Below are 20,405 nucleotides of genomic sequence, written 5' to 3' on the forward strand. Positions count from 1 at the left end.
GTTTAGTGTGAAAAGATCCGGTATTACGGCAGGTCAATGGGAGATATTTGGGGCAGGCCCCGAACCATTCCTACGCCGGTATTATCCGGATCAGGTTTAAGGGTTCCCACCACTGCATCTTTCAGCAGATACGGATCTCAGCCTTGCGGCACCCCTTGGCTAATGGACTTGTGCATTGAGCGACAAATCTGGCGCGGATTGTAGCAAGCCTGCATACAAGCGCAAGCTGCAAATACTCACCAGACAAGGTATAGCAGATTATTGTTGGCTCTTATCCTGCCATTTGATAGAAAATCAGACCGGATGTTTTACTGGTTTTGACTGGCTGATGTGGGCCGTCAGCACCTGCTGCATGGCGGCCTTCACTGGCATATCCAGCGGCTCACAGCGGCTGCGGGGCAAATAAAGTAAGTGCCCACCCACCTGATAACTCAGTGGCACATAGACGGCAATCACATCATCGTCATTGGCAAAATCAATATCCTCATTGGTGACAAAACCAATCATACGAATATCCTCGTGCATCCTTACCAACACCACTTTTTGCAATTCGTGCTGATCTGAGCTGGAGAATAAGCGCATAATATCCCGGGCGCTGCCATACAGGGTTTTCACCAGCGGTATGCGGTTAAGGCTGTTTTCCAGCCACTCAAATATCTGTCGCAGTAAATAGGCCTGTACCAGCAGCCCCAACAAAAAAATAATCACTAGACCGGATAACACCCCCATCCCGGTGACATACCAGCCCGGTGGCAACACATATTCCAGCAAAGGGCTGAGCAAGGATTCCGCCCAGCTGAAAAACCAGTACAGCGCCCCCAGGGTAATGGCAATAGGAAGCGAAAAGAGTAACCCTTTGGCAAAGGTCTGAGAGATGGACGTCATCGGTGTTCCTGGCAGTGTTAAATCACAACAGCCAATGTAGCACTGGTAAGGGCAAAGGGAAAATGGTCAAACCTGAGGAGGCGCTCTCACCCTTTGTGGCCTAGTGCAAACACATGCGCAGAAGTCACAATCACCTTTGCGCAGGCCCAAAGTTATTGGGCCGATGGCATTAACCCCATAGCCTGACACCAACCAGCCCCTGTGATAACAGGTAAAGTGCAATAGTCAGGTTCAGAAATATCAGCAAGCCATAGCAACAGCACGATCCTGGGCAGATAGGCGCTAAGCAGACTGACCTTTTTCAGTGTATGGGGACCATAATGCAATACTTCACCGGCGACAGGATCCTCAGTCTTGACCAGTACCACTTTGCCTGTTGATTGCTGCTTAAACCCGTTAGTGGCATCGGCAATAAGCCGGCGTTCCGGGCCAGCAAAGGGTACCGATAATTGTGTACTGTTTTCAGTCACACGCAGTGGCCAGGGAATAAGACGCAAAAAGGAATCTGCCAGCTCTGCCACTTTGTCATCCAGCTTCAGCACGCCTTGATCAACCAGCTTCAGGACAGAGAGACTCACCAGCATCTTGGAAACAGAGCTGAAACGAAACTGCGTATCCTGATTGATGCGGGTATGCTTTTTCAGGTTCGCAAAACCAGAGCCGTGAAACCAGAGATTACCGTCAGCTTGCAGCAGGCTCACTCCGATACCCGGTGTATTTGTTTCTGAGCGAATCTTATCTATTGCCTGACCGAGATCCTCCAGGTTATCCGGTACAGGTTGGCTTGCCCAGGCCTGGGAAATTAACAGCAGGTACAGCAGTAAAAATAGATTCTGAATAAGTTTGGTATCGACAAAAATTACCCGCCTTTGTGGACTGTCACAGGAGATGCGTTAATTTATGCCCGGCTGGAGAAAAACAGGCCCGTGTTATACCGATACAGCCTGACATCTGAAGAGCATGTGCGCGCAGAAACCGGCTATCTGGCTAAAGTCAGTATTGATAAACAGCGCCATATTATGATAGACCCGCAACTGAACGCCTACGTTGTTGAGGTTGATCGTTCCCCTCGCCTGCTGACCCAATTACCCGCTGTGAAGCCCAATCGCTGGCAAATAAACGGAGAATGGCTGTATTACACGGCTCACAAAGAAAATACCGCACTTCTGCACAGAGTTAATATCGACACAGGTAAAGCCGAACACAAAGAGCTGGCCAAAAACCGCTTTCGGTTAAACTTTGATCTTAGCCATAGCGAATCCAAGCTGGCGGTAGTCAAATCCCGGCTGGCAGACAGTGATCTGGTAGAAGTCAGGCGTTAAGGTGGGTAGTCGGTCCAGTGCCGCTGCTCACTGTCCTGCAGACTGCGCACACTGACCCATATCAGACCAGCAAAGCTAATTGGCGCGTTTCATGTGTGGATACCTGCAAATAAAACTAACGAATCAATATCACTAAAGAGTGAATCCAAAAAGTAGTCACCCAAATGTTCTCCTTGCTGCTGGTAAAACGAACGGCCATTTGCCAAATCGTTTAGCGCAGCATCGAGAACCGCTATTTTCATTTAAATTTATCACGCAGCTGTTGTTTAGCTTTATCCCAGTCATGAATGACTTCAGTTCCCTCTCTTACTGAGTGCTCCGTTTTCTGTAAAACTTGCTGATGCCAGGATGGTGATGCGGGAATGGTCTCAGGGTTGGAAGTCAGTTCCTGCCACAAGGTTTCCATGACTTGAAGTTTCTCGGCAGTAGATAACTGTTTTAGCTGTTCAACTGTGATCATAAAATCAGCAAGACCTTAGTAAAACCTTATGTCAGCTTAGCAATGCCAGAGAAATAACTCAATCGAAGAAAGATTGCTCCGGATCATACTTCTTACCTTTGAGCACAATCAAGTAATCGAGCAAACACATCCCTGATGATCGGCCCCCAGCTCGGTCTTCCACGACCTAGGGTTCAGGCGGGCGGCGCGGTGCGCCTGAAGATTCCACCTTCGCCCCTTCGGGCCGTGCTTCGCGCGTTCACCAAGCATTGCAGGAGCAATGCAGAACAGCTTTAGCTGGCCTGCGAAGCAGGTGAGCTACAAGGATGTAGCGAATAAAAACGCTCCCGGCGTTTTAGTCGAACCTTAGGAGGTTCTCACCCCATTGGGCCGCGTATAAACGAAAAAAGCCCCGATAAACTACATCGGGGCTTTTTTCGTTTATATGGCGGACGCAGGAGGATTCGAACCTCCGACCGCTCGGTTCGTAGCCGAGTACTCTATCCAGCTGAGCTATGCGTCCTGAAACTTTTTAACTTTAGCAGCTGACTGCCAAAGCGAGGGCGCATTTTACAGAATGACCGGATTTATTCAAGCATTAGTATTGCCCTTCTCTGTATTCTCTGCCTGTCCAGCACCTTTGAGCACAGTATTAGTACAGTTTTACTTTGTTGTGTCATCTAAGGCTGCTGGGTGCCTCCGTGGTGGAAAGCTCTTGTTTGTGATTTTAGTGTTTTACGTGGTCGGATTTGGACGTTCGGAGCGCCTTCAATTTACCTGCCCAATAGATTTACCGGCACTTTCAGATAATGAACACCATTCTCTTCCGCCGGCGGCAGTTCGCCGGCGCGGATATTGACCTGAATACTGGGAATAATCAGCCTTGGCATACCCAGGGTTTTATCCCGCTTTTCACGTTTTTGCACAAACTCCTCAATAGAGGTGCTGGCACTGATATGGATATTGCTGGTCTTATGTTCCCCAACCGTGGCCATATAGCGAAGCTCCCTTCCCTCTGGCTGATAGTCGTGGCAGACATAAATCCTGGTGTCATCATCCAGCGCATATAGCTTTTGTACGGATTCAAATAACAGTTTGGCGCTGCCACCGGGGAAATCACAGCGTGCCGTACCGGCGTCGGGCATAAACAGGCTGTCGCCCACAAAGGCATTACCGTCAATCAGGTAGGTCAGACTGTCATTGGTATGGCCCGGCGTGGTAATCACCCGGCCTTGAAAACGCCCCACTGAAAAGGTATCGCCCTCGGCAAAAAGATGGTCGAAATCCCGCCCCTGCACGTCCTGCGTATCTCCTAGATTAAATAAGCCCTGAAAGGTCTGCTGTACCTGAGTAATACCGCTGCCAATGGCAATTTTACCGCCCAGTTCGGCGCGGATATGTTGGGCAGCCGTCAGGTGGTCTGCATGAGCATGGGTTTCCAGAATCCACTTTAAAGACAGCTCATTGTTTTTCACCGCCTGAATCAACTGGTCGGCAAATTCAGTACTGGTGTGCCCGGCCGCGTAATCAAAATCCAGCGCCGGGTCGATAATTGCCGCTTCTTTGGCTTGTGCATCAAAAATCAGATAAGACAGGGTTGAGGTGTCCTGATGAAAAAAAGCCTGTACCTGTAATGACATCTGTTGCTCCTCATTAACTGAACGCCCTTGTAATTTAGCAAAATACGAATTACTATACAACCAATGGTTATAAGTTATTCCTTTTTGGAGTTTTGGTGACACTGGTCTTACTTGCAGCATCCAGTATAGGTCTTAGTCTGGGCATTTTTGGCTCCGGCGGTGCCGTGCTGGCATTACCCGTACTGGTGTATCTGGCAGGCCATGAGCCCAAGCTGGCTATTACCGGCGCACTGTTTATTGTAGCGGCCATCAGCTCGCTCTCATTGCTGCTCAGTCGCAGCAAACGTCTGGTTGACTGGCAACTGGCTTTACGCCTTGGCATCACCGGTATGCTCGGTGCCTACATGGGTGCCTGGCTTGGCGGCCTGGTCTCTGGTGTAATGCAATTAACAGTATTTGCGTTACTGATGCTGATGGCCAGTCACTTTATGTACAGTGGGAAAGTCCGCCTGGATGATAAACAAGCCAGTCTGCCCATAATGCTCGGTGTCGGCACCGCAGTAGGCATGCTCACGGGTTTTACCGGCGTTGGCGGGGGATTTTTATTGGTGCCCGCTATACTCAGGTTTACCCCACTGGATTTTTTTCGCGCCAGAGCCACCAGTTTAGTGCTGATTAGTGCCAGCGCCTGGACAGGCTTTGCTAAAAACGCCTGGTTGTTGCCTAAGCAAAGCGAACTTGACTGGTTACTGTTACTGTTAGTGGCCGCAATGGGCGTGGTCGGCAGCCTGCTGGGGCAGCGCTGGTCAGTTAACTGGCCACAGCACAGGTTACGAAAAGGCTTTGCACTATTACTGGTGATATTAGCCGCATTTATTCTGACTCAGACTTTAGGAGAATACTTATGATTAAAACCGCACCACAGTTAGTGGCTGAAGCCAAAGCCGGGATCAAAGAAGTGCCCATCAAAGAACTGGAACAACAGCTTGCTCATCAGATTGTGATCATCGATGTGCGCGAGCCGCAGGAGTATGCCCAGGGTTTTGTTCCGGGCGCGGTTAACCTGCCCCGCGGCATTCTGGAAACCAGTCTCACCGAACTGCCACAGGTGAAAGGCGCAGAGTCGCCATTGGAAGAACTGGCCCAGCGCGAGCTTTACCTCTATTGTCGAAGCGGCGCTCGCAGTGCTCTGGCCACCGAGTCATTAATGAGAATGGGCTTTGATAAAGTCTACTCGGTAGATGGTGGCTTTGAAGCCTGGAAGAAAGCGGATCTTCGGATTGAGACCCCTTAACACGATCTGAAAAGGCTGTCGTGTAATTTAGAGAAATCTGAATTAATAATTGACAGCCTGTTTTTTTGAACTATATTTCGTTTATTTCTAAATTAGCAATTACTGTATTTAAGGGTGGTTATGGCTGACAAACTAATCGAACTGGTCACGGCGAAACGCAAGCTGGTGTACTGGGGCTTATTGATTCTGACCCTGGTTTTTGTCGCCCAGTTGCCGGGCATCCAGATCGATACCGATCCGGAGAATATGCTGCCGCAGGACAATCCCCAGCGAGAATTCCATAATCAGACCAAAACCCGTTTTTCCATGCACGATATGGTGGTGGTGGGTGTGGTTAATCCTGATGGTATTTACAATCCAAAAACCCTGAGCCATCTGGTCAGCCTGACTGAATTCGCCACAGGTATCGAGGGTGTGGTGCAGGCCGATCTGATGTCACTGGCCAATGTGGACAATATCGATCAGCAAGAGCCTGGCACTATCCGCTTTGAGTGGATGATGAAAACCGTCCCACAAACCGACGAGCAAGCCCGTGAAATTCGTGACAAAGCCGAACGCCTGCCGCTTTTATACAATACGTTAGTCTCCGGCGATGGCCAGGCCGCGGCACTCTATGTGCCCATTACCGATAAAAACCAAAGCTATGCCATTGCCCAGCAACTGCGCAGTAAAATCAGTGAATTAGACAGCCAGGACGAGTGGCACATTACCGGCTTGCCGGTGGCCGAAGACCGGTTCGGTTATGAGATGTTTGTGCAGATGGGGATCAGTGCGCCGCTGGCGGGGCTGACTATCTTTATTCTGCTGTGGGTGTTTTTCCGCAATATCCCCTTTATTATCGCGCCTATGATCGTCGCCATGGCAACGGTGTTGATCACTATGGGCCTGCTGATCGGCATGGGCTTTACCGTGCATATTATGTCATCGATGATCGCTATTTTCCTGATGCCCATTGCGGTGGTGGACTCGGTACATATTCTGTCGGAGTTTGCTGATCGTTATAAGCCCGGTGACGAGGTCAAAAAGGTATTAAAAGAGGTAATGGGCCACCTGTTTACGCCGATGCTGTTTACTTCCATTACTTCTACTGTCGGCTTTCTATCGCTGATGATCACCCCTATCCCGCCGGTACAGATCTTCGGTGCCTTTGTGGGCTTTGGAATTATGCTGGCCTATTTGCTGACCGTGATATTTGTACCTGCTTATTTAAGCGGTCTGAGTGAAAAAACCCTGCTGAATCTGACTCAGAAACTGCCCGATGAGAGTCAATCTAAACTTGCGCCTGCGCTGGTGCGCCTCGGCAGGCTGGCGGGCAGCCACGCCAAACTCTGGCTGGCTGGTTTTATTGCGCTGTTTGCACTCGCTGTGTGGGGCATCAGCCAGATCCAGATCAACGACAACCCGGTGCGCTGGTTTAAGGCCGATCACGAACTGCGCATCGCCGATCGGGTGCTGAATGAACACTTCGCCGGCACCTATGATGCTTATCTGGTGATGCAGCAACAGGGGGATGCCAGTGCAGATGTTAAAGCCCTACTGGCAGAAATCGCAGATAGTGAAGAACTGTCACAAAATACCGCCAACTGGCTGTTACAGCAGCAACAGCAATTTGATGCCAGCAGCAGCCTGTCGACGCTGATCAGTGCCATTTATGATAAAGGCTTTGAGCTGGATATGGATGAGTCGGATCGCCTCACTGAACTGGCCCTTGAGCTGGAAAAACTCGAGAGTCAGAGCAAGGCCTTTTTAAACCCGGCTGTTCTTAACTATATGAGCGGTTTACAGCAACACCTTAAAGACAGTGGTCTGGTGGGTAAGTCCAACTCCCTGAGCGATATCGTAAAAACCGTTAACCGTGAGCTACGCAGCGGTGAAGACAAAGACTTTGCTTTGCCGGATACCGCCAATGGCGTATCTCAGACCCTGTTGCAATATCAGTCTTCTCATCGCCCACAGGATCTGTGGCATTTTGTGACGCCTGATTACCGTCAGAGTCTGATTTGGCTGCAACTGACCAGTGGCGATAATAAAGATATGACTGCGGTTGTGGCCCTGGTGAAAGACTATATTGCCGCTAACCCTCTTCCCGACGGCCTGCAAACAGACTGGGCCGGTAAGGCTTACTTAAATGTGGTCTGGCAACAGCAAATGGTAGAGGGCATGCTCGATAGCCTGGTCAGTGCCTTTGTGATTGTGATGCTGATGATGATGTTGCTGTTCCGCTCAGTCAGCTTCGGTATTCTGGCCATGTTGCCATTAACCCTGACTATTACCCTGATTTACGGCCTGATCGGCTGGATTGGCAAAGACTATGATATGCCAATAGCCGTGCTCTCAGCCCTGACCCTGGGCCTGTCGGTGGACTTTGCCATTCACTTTATCGAACGCTTCCGGGCCACCTGGGCCAAACAGCAGAACTGGCAACAAAGCCTGAAACTGATGTTTGAAGAGCCCGCCCGGGCCATATCACGTAACGCCATTGTGATTGCTATGGGTTTTACGCCTTTGCTGTTTGCGCCCCTGGTGCCTTATATCACTGTGGGCGTATTTCTGGCGTCGATTATGGCAATTTCGGCACTGGTCACCCTGGTGATGCTGCCTTCAGTGATGGCGCTGACCCGTAAGTGGTTATTTGGTAGCGATAAATAAACAGGAGAAATACGATGAAATTACCCTACAAATGGTTATTGCCGCTGTCATTGCTGCTCAGCCCCCTTGCTCAATCCCAGCAGGTGGATGTGCAGGATATTGTCAAACGCGCCGAACTGGCCGCTTACTATGCCGGTGACGATGGCCGCAGTGCCGCGCGTATGTTGATCACCGATGCCCAGGGCCGCAAACAAATGCGCCAGTTTGTGATCCTGCGTAAAGATCGCGAAGATGGCGGTTCGCAGGACATGATGGTGTTTTTCTCCCGCCCCGCCGATGTGCGCGATACGGTATTCAGAGTGGTAAAAAACACCGATCGCGATGACGATCGCTGGCTCTACCTGCCGGGTCTGGATCTGGTGAAGCGCATTTCTGCCGGAGATAAACGCACCTCCTTTGTCGGTTCACACTTTTTCTATGAAGATGTATCCGGGCGCAGCACCTCACAGGATAACTTTAGCCTGCTCGAAGAAACAGATAAGCAGTATGTACTGGAAGCTAACCCCAAAGATCCTGGCTCAGTGGAATTTACCCGCTATCAGGTGAGTATCGATAAGGCCACCATGCTGCCGGTTAAAATCGACTTTTTCGACAGCAAAGGCGATAACTATCGTCGCGTCGAGGCTTTAAAAACGGAAGAAATACAGGGCTATCCCACTGTCACCCATTCCAGGGTTCAGGATCTGCGCAGTGGCGGCGAAACAGAAATGCAATTTCGTTTTATCAGTTACGATCTGGGCCTGCCAGATGATGTATTTTCTGAGCGCAGCCTGCGTAATCCACCCCGTGACTGGCTGGAGCTGAGAGACTGATAATGAGTTCAGGTCGTATCCACTTATTCGCTGCGCTGATTGCTCTTGCGCCCGGCTTTGCTGCCTATGCCCAGCAAAATACTGATGACGGCTGGCAATTGAATTCCGATTCAGAACAGAACTCAGCCCAACAACAGGATGACTGGGGCTGGGAAGATGACGACTGGGGAATTGAAGAAACTTCTGCCACACTGCCCCTGCACGGCTTTGCGGAACTGGCACTGGGCAGAAGAACAGACGCCAGCCCTTACCATGATGCATTGAGTCTTGGTGATACCCGGTTGCGTCTGGAAACCAGTTATCAGTGGCAGGAAATCAACTTCGAGGCCAAGGCCGAAGGTCGCTACGATGCGGTACTGTCTGACTGGCAGGGCCGTATCCGTGAGCTGTCCGCACAATTCAGCTTAGGTCAGCAATTCGATATCAAAGCCGGTCGGCAGATCCTGACCTGGGGCACCGGGGATTATCTGTTTCTCAATGATCTGTTCCCCAAAGACTGGCAGTCCTTCTTCGCCGGGCGCGAAGATGAGTATCTAAAGGCACCTTCTGATGCCGTCAAAGCTTCTGGCTATTTCGACTGGTTTAATCTGGATCTGGTCTACAGCCCGGAGTTTGACAGCGACAACTATATCAGTGGCGATTACTTTTCCTTCTTTAACCCCTGGGCCGGTGGAGTAATAGCCCCACAACCCGGCTTTAATGCACAACAGCCCTCCGGCGATGAATGGGCATTGCGGCTGTTTCGTAATATTGAAGGAAAGGAGCTGGCCTTGTATGCCTATGATGGTTATTACAAAAGCCCGGAGGCCCTGAGTCCGGAGGGTATTCCCACTTTCAGTGCCCTGCAGGCTGTTGGCGCATCGATTCGCATGACACTGGGCAGCGGTCTGTTTAACGCCGAAATCAGTCGCCATCGCAGTAAAGATGATCCCACGGGTGATAATCCCCGCATCCCCAACAGTCAGTGGCGCGTACTGCTGGGCTATGAACAGGAACTGGTGACCCGGCTGACAGGAAGCGTTCAGTTCTACCTTGAACATACGCAGGAGCACAGTGCGCTGGTGGCAAACTCGCCTTTTGTGGATTGGGAAGCAGAGCAAAACCGTGTGGTACTGACCAACAGACTGACCTGGAGAAACAGACAGGATAATTTAACCCTGTCCTTTTTCGGCTTTTACTCCCCCACAGATGATGACGGTTATCTGCGCCCGGCGCTGGATTACCGTGTGGATGACAACTGGAGTATGAGTGCCGGAATGAACCTGTTTTTTGGCAAGGATGAGCACAGCTTTTTTGGTCAGTTTAAGGACAACAATAATCTCTACGGGCGGATTCGATACAGTTTTTAACAGAGTTCAGTGGTCATTAAGTGAACCACTGATTTAACATTAACCTGGGAGTAGTAGTAATGAGTGCAGAAAGAGCCCTGACTGCCTTTGCCGGTTTTATGGTGTTATTATCCGTGGCCCTGACGGTATGGGTGCACCCATACTTTGTCTGGTTGACGGTGTTTATTGGTGCCAATTTATTCCAGCAGTCATTTACCGGATTTTGCCCGGCCACCATCGTGCTGCGCAAGGTGTTTGGCTTTAAAACCGAAGCAGAGCTGGCCCGGCAGAAATAGTCCTTGTAGCAGGTAACGCATGTGGAAAATATAACATTACATCAGCAGGAAGCCGCCGAGGCGGCGGCCTTTTTGCGTTCTTTGGGCAATGAGCACAGATTGCAGATCCTGTGCAGACTGGCCAGCGGAGAATTGCATGTGGGAGCACTGCACCAGAGCTTTGATTTAAGCCCATCGGCATTTTCACAACACCTGGCAGTCTTACGTCAACAAGGCCTGGTGGAGTGTCGTAAGGAAGCGCAGACGGTGTATTACCGCATCAAAGATCCTGACACCATGAAGTTTATGCAATTGCTGCAGGCTAAGTTCTGCCCTGACTACTAGAGCGCCGATAAAACCCGGTTATAGATCCTGATTTTCATCAGGATCTGTTTAAGTCCGGCTGAGTTTTATAGTGATCAGTGCAAGTTGGCCTCTCGCAAAGGCGCTGAGACGCAGAGGATTAACTCTTTGATCTTCTTTACCTCAGCGCCCCTGCGTCTCTGCGAGAATATGATCTTTTTCGTGGCTTTACTCCGGACTGTCCCTGTCCTACGCCCTGCGGACCGCCATACACTACTGGCGTCAAAATCGCTCCAGGCGATTTTTTCAGGTGGTTGGTGTTCTGTTTTCTCTCTCAGAGGCGCAGGGGCGCTGAGATGTTAAAGTACATGCCCTTTAAACCTCAGCGCCTTTGCGGCTCTGCGAGAATAGTCCTTTTTTGCAAAGAGAAAAAATCAGGTATCCATATTTAACCGGCGCAGCTCCTGCTCGGTTTGCTTTTGCAGTTCCTGCATGGTTTTACCATGAGGTGTAGGGGCTTTGGTTTGTGGGTCTACCCGCACAAACACAATATCATCGGCAAAGCAGATGGTTTTCTTGGTGGCCTTATTGCGTACCAGACAGGAAACGGTAATAGAGGTACGCCCGACTTTTTTGGTTTCCAGGCCAAATTCCACCACATCCCCTGACAACGCCGGGCTTTCGAAGCTGATCTCACCAATATGCTTGGTCACAAGATAATTGCTTTCCAACTGGCAAATAGCGTAGATTGCCGCTTCTTCATCTATCCATTCCAGTGCCCGGCCGCCAAAAAGGGCATTGGCATAGTTAAGATCATTGGGCATTACCAGACGACGGGATAAAAAGCGCATTCGTATTCCTCGAGTATTTTCAATAAACTCAATTATATCAGCTATTTTGTGACTCAGGAGACCCAGTGTCCGCACCAACATTACCAGATACCTGGCTGCAGCAGCGCCTGAGCGGACGATTTCATCGCCAGCTGGTGTTAATCAGCGGCAGTGAAACCTGGACAATGGCCCGGGCTGAACAGATCCGCCAGCAATTCTCCGGCCGCAGCCTGTGGGTTGGTCATCAGGCTGATAAAGCCGGCGTGGACTGCGGAGCTTATCGTCACTATCTGGGGCGGGAATATGACCTGCTGGTTTACAACGCTTTTTCGGGCTTGCGCGCCAATGCCCTGATGGCGCTGTCTGGTACCGTTACTCAGAATGGGCTGATGTTGCTGCTTTGCCCTGATTTTAAAAGCTGGCCGAGATTTACCGATCCCCAGTGGGCTAAGCGCTTTTCTTACGGTTTTGACCACAGCAACATACAAAGCCGGTTTATCCACTGGCTGCTCGAACAAGCTGAATCTGACCCAAAGGTTTTACATCTGACTGAACAGGGTATTAGAGGGGAAATGGCCCCGCTAAGCATTGCGCAAGCGCACCCTGACGGCCCTTGTATCACCCAGGACCAACAGCGGGCCGTAGAGGCCGTGATTAAAGTAGCGACCGGGCATAGAAACCGCCCGCTGATCCTGACCGCCGATCGCGGCCGGGGCAAATCTTCGGCGCTGGGCATTGCCGCAGCCAGACTGATAACCTCTGAGAAAAAAAATATTCTGATTACTGCGCCCGCTATAGAGCAAACCGAACAGTGTTTTATCCATGCTGCCAAAAATATTGAGAGTGCGCAGAGACATGCCTATCAACTGACTGCAAAAGCCGGTGGCAGTATTCGCTTTCAACCTGTGGATCAGATTATTCGTGAGAAAGCCGGGGCCGATCTGTTAATGGTAGATGAAGCGGCGGCCATCCCTGCGCCGCTGCTTAAAACCCTCGCCGAAGGTTACAGCCGGGTCGTATTCAGCAGCACAGTGCATGGCTATGAAGGCTGTGGGCGCGGCTTTGAACTGCGCTTTAAGCCTGTGTTGCAGAAGCTGCGTCCGCAGGCCCGTTATCTGCACCTCAATCAACCTGTACGCTTTCAACAGGGCGACTGTCTGGAAAACTTCTGGTTTAAGGTGATGCTGATGGACAGCACTAAAAGGCAGTCGGATGTATCGCCCATCAATACCGATACGCTCGAATTCCTGCAACTTCAGCCAGATAAACTGATTAAACAGCCGGAATTATTGCATCAGCTATTTGAGCTGTTAATCAACGCCCACTATCAGACCAGCCCTGATGATCTGGTGCGCCTTTTAGATGCACCGCAAAGCCGGCTTTTTGTATTAAAGACTGAGGACAAAATCATCGCTGCGATATTAGCCGACGAAGAAGGGGGGGACAGGCTCAGTCCTCTTTACACTGATATTACCCTGGGCAAACGCCGCGTTCAGGGCCATCTGCTGGCGCAGAATCTGAGCCATTGGCTGAATGACAGTACATTGGCCGGTTTGCGCTATTTACGTATTGTGCGTATCGCGGTCACACCAGAATATTGGCAACAGGGGCTCGGTAGTCATTGTCTTGTTGAACTCAGGCAATATGCCAAAGCCCAGGACTTTGACATGATTGGCAGTTCATTTGGCGCAACCGGCCAGCTGATGGGGTTCTGGCAAAAAAACGACTTTGTGCCCTGCAGACTGGGGCTGAAACAGGATATGGCCAGTGGTGAGCATAGCATGGTCGTACTGCTGGCATTATCAGATAACGCCCGGAATAGTCTGCCTGCTCTGCTGAAGGAATTTCAACGGGAGTTTATTGCACTGTTACCCGTTTTTTTTAGGGCTTTAGATCCCGACCTGGTACAACATATTGTGCTGCAATTTCCTGCAATGGACCCCATTTCCGACGGTGATATTCAGAAGCTGAGCCGGTTTAGCAAGGGCATTGGTGCACCCGATAGCGTATTTGTGCAATTGCAGCAGCTGAGCCTGTGGTTATGTCAGCAGACTGTACCCGCAGATAATGGCACCCGGGCGCTGATACGCTATAGCCTGCAACATCAGTCGCAGCAACAGATCTGTGAGGAGTTTAAACTCAACGGGCGCAAGGCATTCGCATCACTCGTGCGTCAACGTGTAGAGACCTATCTTCATCACTGAACACTATAGTTGATGACAAACCTGTCAAAGCAGCGTAAAAAGCACTATCTGAATCCGACGTGTCACCAATTTGACTGCTGTTACACTTCCCCGACAGGGACTCACCAGTGATGTTCTGGACAAGCTCGCCAATGACCTGAATGAAAAAGGTTATTGCCTGACGCCCGCTCTGTTCCCCATAAATCTTGCCCAGACGTTGCTTACAGAAGTACATCAGCTTAACCCGTATCACTTTGAACCTGCGGGTATCGGGCGTGAATTACAGCAGCAGCAAAATCAGTTTGTACGCACCGATGCCATACACTGGCTTAAAGGGCAGACGGCAGCCCAGCAAGAGTTTCTTATGCTGATGGAAGAACTGCGCATGGCGCTCAACCGCCGTCTTTTTATGGGTCTGTTTGATTATGAATGCCATTTTGCTCACTACGGCCCGGGGGATTTTTACAAAAAGCACCTGGATGCGTTTAAAGGCAGGACCAACCGGGTATTAAGCACCGTATACTACCTGAATCCGGGCTGGAGTCGCGCCGATGAAGGTGAGTTGCTGATGTATGAGCGGGGTAATAGCCACCCCTTCCTGGCAGTGACACCGCTGTTCGGTCAGATGCTGATTTTCCTCAGCGAGCGCTTTCCTCATGAGGTGAAACCCGCCCGGCGAGACCGATACAGTATCGCCGGATGGTTCCGCGTTAATGGCAGTATCGGCGGGGCGATCGATCCGCCCGCATAAACACCCGGAACCGGGGCTAAAAATAGGTATCGCCAATTCCCTGAGCAATCTTGATCAGGCCCAGTTGCATATCATCAATAAAGTCATGCAGTTTTTCCTGTTTCAGCGATTGCGGGCTGGCCTGGCGCAACTGTTTGCTTAACGCGTCAATTGGCACAATCACATTCTCGTGACCTGGCAACTCCTGCAAACAGCTTTTCACCTGTTCCAGTGAATGGCAAAGAGAACGGGGGAAACGCGGCTCAAGTAACAAAAACCTGAGCACGTCAGCACGACTAATACGCAAACGCATTTCACGCCTGTACATCTGGTATGCCGACAGGGATTTGAGCACCCCCATCCACTGAATATTCTCAAATGCCGGTTGTTCGTGACTGAGTTCCCGCAACAGATTGGCCGATCGCACGTCGATAATACGGGTGGTCATATCAGCCCGCTCCAGATTACGGCCCATCCGCAAAAAGGCATAAGCCTCGTCATGAGTCATGGTGCCCGCTAGCATACCGGTAATGGTTTGATTGCCACGAATAACACTAATCAGAGACTCGTAACGATGGCGCCGGGTCAACGCAGACTGGCTGTTGCTCTTTGCCGTCAGGTACAGTGCGTTTATTTGTTCCCAGCACTCGCGGGGAATGATTTCTCTAACGGTGCGGGCGTTCTCTCTGGCCGCGGTGATAGAGCTGATAATTGACCCGGGATTATAACTGTCTGCGACCATATATTTAACGACACTGCGTTCGTCGGCCTGCTCATAATGCTCATGGAAATCCTCTCTGACAGACAGAATGTCGATAATCGGCTCCCAGCCCAGCTTTACTGAACTCGGAATATCGAGCAACAGATGCGAGTTTACATTGATGAGCCTGGCGGTATTTTCCGCACGCTCAAGGTACCTGACCATCCAAAAAATACTGCTTGCTACACGAGATAACATAACTATGACTCCATATCCACTATCCAGGTGTCTTTGCTGCCGCCGCCCTGAGAGGAATTGACCACAATTGAACCTTTGCGCAATGCCACGCGGGTTAGCCCGCCGGTGGTCACCTGAATGTCCTTAGCGCTGAGAACAAAAGGACGTAAATCCAGATGTCGGGGCTCAGCCTTGTTATCAATCAAAGTAGGGGCGGTAGACAGAATCAGCATCGGCTGAGCTACATAATTACGGGGGTCCCGACGTATCAGGCGTTTGAATTTTTCACATTCGGCTTTGGTACTGTGAGGGCCGATAAGCATGCCATAACCACCTGACTCATTAGCCGGCTTGACCACCATGTTCTGAATATTTTCCAGAACATAGTCCCGCTCATCTTTGTTTATGCACTTGTACGTCGGTACATTCGAAATAATCGGTTCTTCGTTAAGATAGTAACGAATAATATCGGGAACAAACGCATAAACGACCTTATCGTCTGCCACGCCAGAACCTGGTGCATTAGCCAGTGCCACATTGCCGGCCTTCCAGGCGCGCATCAGCCCCGGCACCCCCAGCATCGATTCGGGATTAAATGCCTCAGGGTCGATAAAGTGATCGTCGATACGACGATATATCACATCCACCCTCGCCGGCCCTTCAATGGTGCGCATATAGACAACATCTTCTTCATCTACAAACAGATCTCGTCCTTCAACCAGTTCTGCTCCCATTTGCTGGGCAAGATACGCATGCTCAAAATAGGCTGAATTGAAAATGCCGGGCGTCAGCACCACGATCTCCGGTTGTTCAATATCGCGCGGGGATAACTCACACAATGTGTCGTAAAGGTGCGACGGATAGTCATCCACAGGTAAAATATTGTACTGCTCAAACATCTCCGGAAAGACACGTTTCATCACCTGACGGTTTTCCAGCATATACGAGACACCGGAAGGAACACGCAGATTATCTTCGAGGACGTACACTTTACCCTTGTTGTCTCTGACTAAATCAGAACCGCAGATATGCGCCCAGATACCGAGTGGAGGTTTTACGCCTTTGCACTGGGGTAAAAAGTTTTTAGATTTTTCGAGCAGATCGGCCGGGAAAATACCGTCTTTAACAATTTTCTGATCGTTATACAGATCATCAATAAACATATTCAAAGCTTTGACCCGTTGCTTCAGGCCTGCTTCTATCTCCAGCCACTCTCGCTTATCAATGATCCTTGGAATGATATCAAATGGCCATGCCCGGTCGATGGAGCCTTCGTCTTCATGATAAACCCTGAAGCTGATGCCCATGACATGTATCGCAGATTCCGCAGCCGCCTTATATTCTTCGAGATCTTTATCGTTCAGACCACGTAAGTAGCTGCATATTGTCTCGGCAGCAACCCTTGGCTTTCCCGACGCCCTCATCAATTCATCGTAAAGATTGCTGACCTTGTAGTTTCCCCAGCGAATCGCCATACCGGCACTCTCCTTTTGTGAATCAACCTTAACTTGAAACGGTACACAGTATAGATACTGGCAGTTAACAGGCAGAATGCAAAAATGATTGTCTTTACTATCCTCTAAAGGGAAAATGCCGCTGGTATCCATTTATGCTCTCAACGGCATGTCTTATTAGAGGTAACCTGTGACATATTGTCTGGCGATTAGCGTTAACAAAGGACTGGTATTTGCGTCCGACTCCCGCACTAATGCCGGTGTTGACTATGTGGCAACATATAGCAAAATGCACCGGTTTGTGTGGCCACAAGAACGCAGTCTTGTATTGCTGACAGCAGGTAGCCTGGCCACCTCGCAGGCTGTGGTCAACGCCATACAGTCAGATCTTGAAGATCCCGACGCTGCCTTTAACCTGCGCAAAGGAAAACACCTGTATGACCTTGCCAGCTACATCGGTACCTTGAGTCAGAGAGAACAACAACTGCATGCGCCTGCCCTTGAAAAAAGCAATGCCAGCGCTGAAGCCAGTTTTATTCTCGGCGGCCAGATTAATGGTAAAGCCTGTGAAATCTATATGATTTATCCGCAAGGCAATTACATAAGTGCCTCGGAAGATACCCCCTATCTGCAGATAGGCGAAAACAAATATGGAAAGCCCATACTGGATCGGATCATTACGCCAACAACCTCATTGGAAGACGCGGCGCGCTGTGCGATGGTGTCACTCGACTCCACCGTGCGCAGTAACATCAGCGTGGGTTTACCCATTGAACTGGCGATCCACACCAACAACAACATTGAACCGGTCTGGCACAGTAAGTACGCGGCGTTCAGCCCCATGTACAAATCACTACAGAAGCAGTGGAATGAGGGACTACGTCAGGCTTTCTCAGGTCTGCCGAGGTTCGACTGGGAAAAAGACAACTAACAGCCCTTATCCGATGTTAGTTGTATTTGCGGCACCGATGACTTTATGTACAAAACGAAGTTTATCGGTCGCCATAGTGGAAATCACAAAGGGATAGGCATCATCCAGGCCCATGCTTCGATTAAGGGCGTTTAATACAGCCGTCAGACGGCACCAGTCATTAAACAACTGATTAAAGTGCGCTTCATTTTTTGCTTCATCACTTTGTGGCAGCTGCTGCAACGGGTTGATAACCTGATGAGAGGAAACACTGAAGTCAAAATCACTGGCAGTTTCCAGCGTGTCCACCATATGCAGATAGTGGGCCCAGCTCTCAGCAAAGTCTTCCCAGGGGTGCATGCTGGCGTACGCACTGATCCACACTTTATGCCAGTCAACAGAAGGCCCCTGAGCATAATAGTTCTGCAAAGAAAGCGTATAGTCCAGTCGCTCGTCACCAAATAAAGTTCGGAACTCTTCCAGCCAGCCACTGTTTTTAATTAATCGGTCCCAATAGTAATGACCCGATTCATGCCGAAAATGCCCTACCAAAGTGCGGTATTGTTCATTCATCTCTTCACGCACCTTCATCCTTGAACTGTGCTCGGCTTCGCGCAGATTAAGGGTAATCACTCCGGCATTGTGCCCGGTGGTAACAAAGTTTTTTACCGTCAGTTCATTGCCGTATTCGTCTTCAGTCTGATCTTCCATGAAGGAGAAACCCAGACCCTGATTAGGATCCTGCTGCCTTGATATCACCGGCAATTCAAGCTTATACAACGTATATAACAAGCGGCGTTTTGCCTGCTCCATCCGAAACCAGAGTAACTTATTATTTGGCTGGTCCAGGTTAGGGATCGTCTGGGTCATGCGGCAAGAGGTGCACAACTCATTGGTATCTTCATAAGGCACCATCCAGTTACACACATCGTACATATGATAATTTTTACACTGACGATAAGCGCGCCCATTGCTCGATGCTTGCCAATATCCATTGCGGTTTTTTGTAAACGCACTGAGCTGGCGGTCATCGGGAAGAAAACCGAGCATCAGCCCACAATTAACGCAACGGGTGTTGGCGAAATGTAAGGTATTACCGCACTGACATGAGAAGGTTTTCATATTCGTTGCTAAGGTGCCTCCGGCACTATTTCAATTAACACTCCTTCATCATGTTGTATTTTAACCGATATAGCAATCCGGGTTGGCTTCCGCCAAAATACAAACACATTAACGGCTACTGCCCAAAACGCTTACCACCACCTTGCAGATAAGCCTGCTCTTCTGAGGAAGACCTGCGATTCAACACCCTGTTCCGATGAGGAAAACGACCAAACTGCTGAATAATATCACGGTGTTCCAGCGCATACTTATAGGCATTCTGTGCCGCCTGATGTTGCGGGTCATCAGGATATGCCTCCATCAACTGAGCGAACATGGCTACGGATTGTTGCTGCGCCTGTATCTCTTCTGCGTGCTCAAGTGGATGATAAAAAAACAACCGCTCAACCAGAGTAAGATGCTTATCGTATCCGCAGGTTATTCCCTCGTAGCATAAAGTCAGAGCTTTATCGTCGAAGGCAAAGGCTTCGGGCTTACCGCGATAAACATTACGACTGAACTGGTCGAAGAGCAGAATCAGTGCCAGGCATCCCCTGGCTGTTTCAGCCCAATGATCCAACTCTCCCTTGTCCGCCCGTTGCAGTGTTGCAGCGAACTGCTGGCGAATAACGTCATCGGTTTGCCCGGAAGAGGCGTACCACATTTTCTGTTTCTCTCTGGCTGCCAGTTCATCACGGATGTCACCGAACCAGAAATCCAATATCACCTGATAGTTGTTTGAACGCACCATTAAAAAAATTTTCCATTACGTATTGAAACCCAATTCATTAGCCCTATATAAGAATTGTCGATGCCGAAAGGGTCGACATTAACCGCCGCCGAATAATCGGGGCACAACAGGGCAACTGCCCGAAACCATATTGCTTGATGAGGATATGATTATGCGCAATATAGATCTCTCTCCACTTTACCGTTCTTTTATCGGTTTTGACCACCTTGCATCCATGATTGATGCTGCCTCTCGTAACGAGAAACAACCCTCTTACCCACCCTACAATGTAGAATTGCTGGGAGAGGATAAATACCGTATTACCATGGCCATCGCCGGGTTTGATGAATCAGAGCTGGAGATTCAGGTTGAAGAAAATACCCTTCAGGTTACCGGCAACAAGCCTGCTCAGGAAAAAGATCAGGAGCGAAAATTCCTTCACAAAGGAATTTCAGAGCGTAGCTTTGAACGCAAGTTCCAGTTAGGCGACCATGTCAAAGTGCTGGCGGCCGATTTGAAAAATGGACTGCTGCATATTGATCTGGAAAGGGTTATTCCTGAATCGAAGAAGCCCAGGAAAATAGAAATCGGCAGTCAACTGCTGGAAAACTCATAGGCTGTAGACTCTCGCTTGCCATCGCGG

The 20,405-nt window shown here is 49.9% G+C and carries 21 protein-coding genes, 1 tRNA gene and 1 riboswitch; of the genes, 12 read left to right on the forward strand and 10 right to left on the reverse strand.

Annotated features, from left to right (window positions below; genetic code table 11):
- Positions 1–50: 50 nt before the first annotated feature.
- A riboswitch (TPP riboswitch) is annotated at positions 51–166 on the reverse strand.
- A 128-nt stretch (positions 167–294) separates the two neighbouring features.
- Both CDA54_RS04825 and CDA54_RS04830 read right to left on the reverse strand, forming a co-directional pair.
- Positions 295–885, reverse strand: a complete 591-nt coding sequence (locus tag CDA54_RS04825) for a DUF502 domain-containing protein (RefSeq protein WP_099033888.1) — start codon at positions 883–885, stop codon at positions 295–297.
- A gap of 152 nt (positions 886–1,037) precedes the next feature.
- Positions 1,038–1,775 carry a serine hydrolase gene (locus CDA54_RS04830; protein ID WP_099033889.1) on the reverse strand — a complete coding sequence of 246 codons (738 nt, stop codon included), beginning with the start codon at positions 1,773–1,775 and terminating at the stop codon, positions 1,038–1,040.
- A 36-nt stretch (positions 1,776–1,811) separates the two neighbouring features.
- Here CDA54_RS04830 and CDA54_RS04835 point away from each other — a divergent pair, with 36 nt between their 5' ends.
- The gene (locus tag CDA54_RS04835; protein WP_099033890.1) at positions 1,812–2,207 is read left to right on the forward strand and encodes a hypothetical protein; all 396 of its coding nucleotides are present in this window, start codon (positions 1,812–1,814) and stop codon (positions 2,205–2,207) included.
- Positions 2,208–2,445: 238 nt separating this feature from the next.
- Here CDA54_RS04835 and CDA54_RS04840 read toward each other — a convergent pair whose 3' ends face one another.
- The 3 genes from CDA54_RS04840 to CDA54_RS04850 form a co-directional block, all read right to left on the reverse strand.
- Positions 2,446–2,667, reverse strand: coding sequence for an addiction module protein (locus tag CDA54_RS04840; protein WP_099033891.1), 222 nt, complete (start codon positions 2,665–2,667; stop codon positions 2,446–2,448).
- 425 nt (positions 2,668–3,092) lie between these two features.
- Positions 3,093–3,169, reverse strand: a tRNA-Arg gene (locus tag CDA54_RS04845).
- Between the two features lie 250 nt (positions 3,170–3,419).
- Positions 3,420–4,286: an MBL fold metallo-hydrolase gene (locus CDA54_RS04850; RefSeq protein WP_099033892.1), complete on the reverse strand. Its 867-nt coding sequence runs from the start codon at positions 4,284–4,286 to the stop codon at positions 3,420–3,422.
- 95 nt (positions 4,287–4,381) lie between these two features.
- Here CDA54_RS04850 and CDA54_RS04855 point away from each other — a divergent pair, with 95 nt between their 5' ends.
- The 7 genes from CDA54_RS04855 to CDA54_RS04885 all read left to right on the forward strand — a co-directional run bounded on the left by CDA54_RS04855 (position 4,382) and on the right by CDA54_RS04885 (position 10,929).
- Positions 4,382–5,134, forward strand: coding sequence for a sulfite exporter TauE/SafE family protein (locus CDA54_RS04855; RefSeq protein ID WP_180237116.1), 753 nt, complete (start codon positions 4,382–4,384; stop codon positions 5,132–5,134).
- Positions 5,131–5,520, forward strand: coding sequence for a rhodanese-like domain-containing protein (locus tag CDA54_RS04860; protein WP_229748064.1), 390 nt, complete (start codon positions 5,131–5,133; stop codon positions 5,518–5,520). Before CDA54_RS04855 ends, CDA54_RS04860 begins: the two co-directional genes overlap by 4 nt.
- A gap of 120 nt (positions 5,521–5,640) precedes the next feature.
- Positions 5,641–8,169, forward strand: a complete 2,529-nt coding sequence (locus CDA54_RS04865) for an efflux RND transporter permease subunit (protein ID WP_099033894.1) — start codon at positions 5,641–5,643, stop codon at positions 8,167–8,169.
- Between the two features lie 14 nt (positions 8,170–8,183).
- Positions 8,184–8,981, forward strand: a complete 798-nt coding sequence (locus tag CDA54_RS04870; RefSeq protein WP_099033895.1) for an outer membrane lipoprotein-sorting protein — start codon at positions 8,184–8,186, stop codon at positions 8,979–8,981.
- Between the two features lie 2 nt (positions 8,982–8,983).
- Entirely contained in the window at positions 8,984–10,330 is a 1,347-nt protein-coding gene (locus CDA54_RS04875) for a hypothetical protein (RefSeq protein ID WP_229748065.1), read from the forward strand.
- 59 nt (positions 10,331–10,389) lie between these two features.
- The gene (locus tag CDA54_RS04880) at positions 10,390–10,605 is read left to right on the forward strand and encodes a YgaP family membrane protein (RefSeq protein WP_099033896.1); all 216 of its coding nucleotides are present in this window, start codon (positions 10,390–10,392) and stop codon (positions 10,603–10,605) included.
- Between the two features lie 21 nt (positions 10,606–10,626).
- Entirely contained in the window at positions 10,627–10,929 is a 303-nt protein-coding gene (locus CDA54_RS04885; RefSeq protein ID WP_099033897.1) for an ArsR/SmtB family transcription factor, read from the forward strand.
- Positions 10,930–11,321: 392 nt separating this feature from the next.
- Here the strand turns inward: CDA54_RS04885 and CDA54_RS04890 are convergent, their stop codons facing one another.
- On the reverse strand, positions 11,322–11,738 hold the full coding sequence (locus CDA54_RS04890) for an acyl-CoA thioesterase (RefSeq protein WP_099033898.1): 417 nt from the start codon (positions 11,736–11,738) through the stop codon (positions 11,322–11,324).
- 65 nt (positions 11,739–11,803) lie between these two features.
- Here CDA54_RS04890 and CDA54_RS04895 point away from each other — a divergent pair, with 65 nt between their 5' ends.
- Together CDA54_RS04895 and CDA54_RS04900 are read left to right on the forward strand one after the other, a co-directional pair.
- The gene (locus tag CDA54_RS04895) at positions 11,804–13,921 is read left to right on the forward strand and encodes a tRNA(Met) cytidine acetyltransferase TmcA (protein WP_099033899.1); all 2,118 of its coding nucleotides are present in this window, start codon (positions 11,804–11,806) and stop codon (positions 13,919–13,921) included.
- Positions 13,922–13,991: 70 nt separating this feature from the next.
- On the forward strand, positions 13,992–14,651 hold the full coding sequence (locus CDA54_RS04900; RefSeq protein WP_229748066.1) for a 2OG-Fe(II) oxygenase: 660 nt from the start codon (positions 13,992–13,994) through the stop codon (positions 14,649–14,651).
- A 16-nt stretch (positions 14,652–14,667) separates the two neighbouring features.
- On the opposite strand, the gene CDA54_RS04905 is transcribed toward CDA54_RS04900, so the two are convergent.
- Both CDA54_RS04905 and CDA54_RS04910 read right to left on the reverse strand, forming a co-directional pair.
- Positions 14,668–15,588: an alpha-E domain-containing protein gene (locus CDA54_RS04905; RefSeq protein ID WP_099033900.1), complete on the reverse strand. Its 921-nt coding sequence runs from the start codon at positions 15,586–15,588 to the stop codon at positions 14,668–14,670.
- A 2-nt stretch (positions 15,589–15,590) separates the two neighbouring features.
- Complete coding sequence (locus CDA54_RS04910; RefSeq protein WP_099034084.1) at positions 15,591–17,042, reverse strand: circularly permuted type 2 ATP-grasp protein; 1,452 nt, start codon at positions 17,040–17,042, stop codon at positions 15,591–15,593.
- Between the two features lie 169 nt (positions 17,043–17,211).
- Here CDA54_RS04910 and CDA54_RS04915 point away from each other — a divergent pair, with 169 nt between their 5' ends.
- The gene (locus CDA54_RS04915) at positions 17,212–17,952 is read left to right on the forward strand and encodes a proteasome-type protease (RefSeq protein WP_099033901.1); all 741 of its coding nucleotides are present in this window, start codon (positions 17,212–17,214) and stop codon (positions 17,950–17,952) included.
- Between the two features lie 6 nt (positions 17,953–17,958).
- Here the strand turns inward: CDA54_RS04915 and CDA54_RS04920 are convergent, their stop codons facing one another.
- Positions 17,959–19,053 carry a zinc-binding metallopeptidase family protein gene (locus CDA54_RS04920; protein ID WP_099033902.1) on the reverse strand — a complete coding sequence of 365 codons (1,095 nt, stop codon included), beginning with the start codon at positions 19,051–19,053 and terminating at the stop codon, positions 17,959–17,961.
- Between the two features lie 115 nt (positions 19,054–19,168).
- Positions 19,169–19,783: a DUF924 family protein gene (locus CDA54_RS04925; protein ID WP_099033903.1), complete on the reverse strand. Its 615-nt coding sequence runs from the start codon at positions 19,781–19,783 to the stop codon at positions 19,169–19,171.
- 151 nt (positions 19,784–19,934) lie between these two features.
- Here CDA54_RS04925 and CDA54_RS04930 point away from each other — a divergent pair, with 151 nt between their 5' ends.
- On the forward strand, positions 19,935–20,378 hold the full coding sequence (locus tag CDA54_RS04930; RefSeq protein WP_099034085.1) for an Hsp20 family protein: 444 nt from the start codon (positions 19,935–19,937) through the stop codon (positions 20,376–20,378).
- The last annotated feature ends 27 nt before the right edge of the window (positions 20,379–20,405 follow it).

Origin of the sequence: Lacimicrobium alkaliphilum, assembly GCF_002591895.1 — a bacterium.
Lineage (GTDB): Bacteria > Pseudomonadota > Gammaproteobacteria > Enterobacterales > Alteromonadaceae > Lacimicrobium > Lacimicrobium alkaliphilum.

Coding starts and splice junctions, on each gene's coding strand:
- CDA54_RS04850 (WP_099033892.1), bottom strand. CDS start 4,286: ATGTCATTACAGGTACAGGCTTTTTTTCATCAGGACACCTCAACCCTG.
- CDA54_RS04905 (WP_099033900.1), bottom strand. CDS start 15,588: ATGTTATCTCGTGTAGCAAGCAGTATTTTTTGGATGGTCAGGTACCTT.
- CDA54_RS04910 (WP_099034084.1), bottom strand. CDS start 17,042: ATGGCGATTCGCTGGGGAAACTACAAGGTCAGCAATCTTTACGATGAA.
- CDA54_RS04865 (WP_099033894.1), top strand. CDS start 5,641: ATGGCTGACAAACTAATCGAACTGGTCACGGCGAAACGCAAGCTGGTG.
- CDA54_RS04825 (WP_099033888.1), bottom strand. CDS start 885: ATGACGTCCATCTCTCAGACCTTTGCCAAAGGGTTACTCTTTTCGCTT.
- CDA54_RS04870 (WP_099033895.1), top strand. CDS start 8,184: ATGAAATTACCCTACAAATGGTTATTGCCGCTGTCATTGCTGCTCAGC.
- CDA54_RS04930 (WP_099034085.1), top strand. CDS start 19,935: ATGCGCAATATAGATCTCTCTCCACTTTACCGTTCTTTTATCGGTTTT.
- CDA54_RS04880 (WP_099033896.1), top strand. CDS start 10,390: ATGAGTGCAGAAAGAGCCCTGACTGCCTTTGCCGGTTTTATGGTGTTA.
- CDA54_RS04920 (WP_099033902.1), bottom strand. CDS start 19,053: ATGAAAACCTTCTCATGTCAGTGCGGTAATACCTTACATTTCGCCAAC.
- CDA54_RS04925 (WP_099033903.1), bottom strand. CDS start 19,783: ATGGTGCGTTCAAACAACTATCAGGTGATATTGGATTTCTGGTTCGGT.
- CDA54_RS04860 (WP_229748064.1), top strand. CDS start 5,131: ATGATTAAAACCGCACCACAGTTAGTGGCTGAAGCCAAAGCCGGGATC.
- CDA54_RS04840 (WP_099033891.1), bottom strand. CDS start 2,667: ATGATCACAGTTGAACAGCTAAAACAGTTATCTACTGCCGAGAAACTT.
- CDA54_RS04890 (WP_099033898.1), bottom strand. CDS start 11,738: ATGCGCTTTTTATCCCGTCGTCTGGTAATGCCCAATGATCTTAACTAT.
- CDA54_RS04875 (WP_229748065.1), top strand. CDS start 8,984: ATGAGTTCAGGTCGTATCCACTTATTCGCTGCGCTGATTGCTCTTGCG.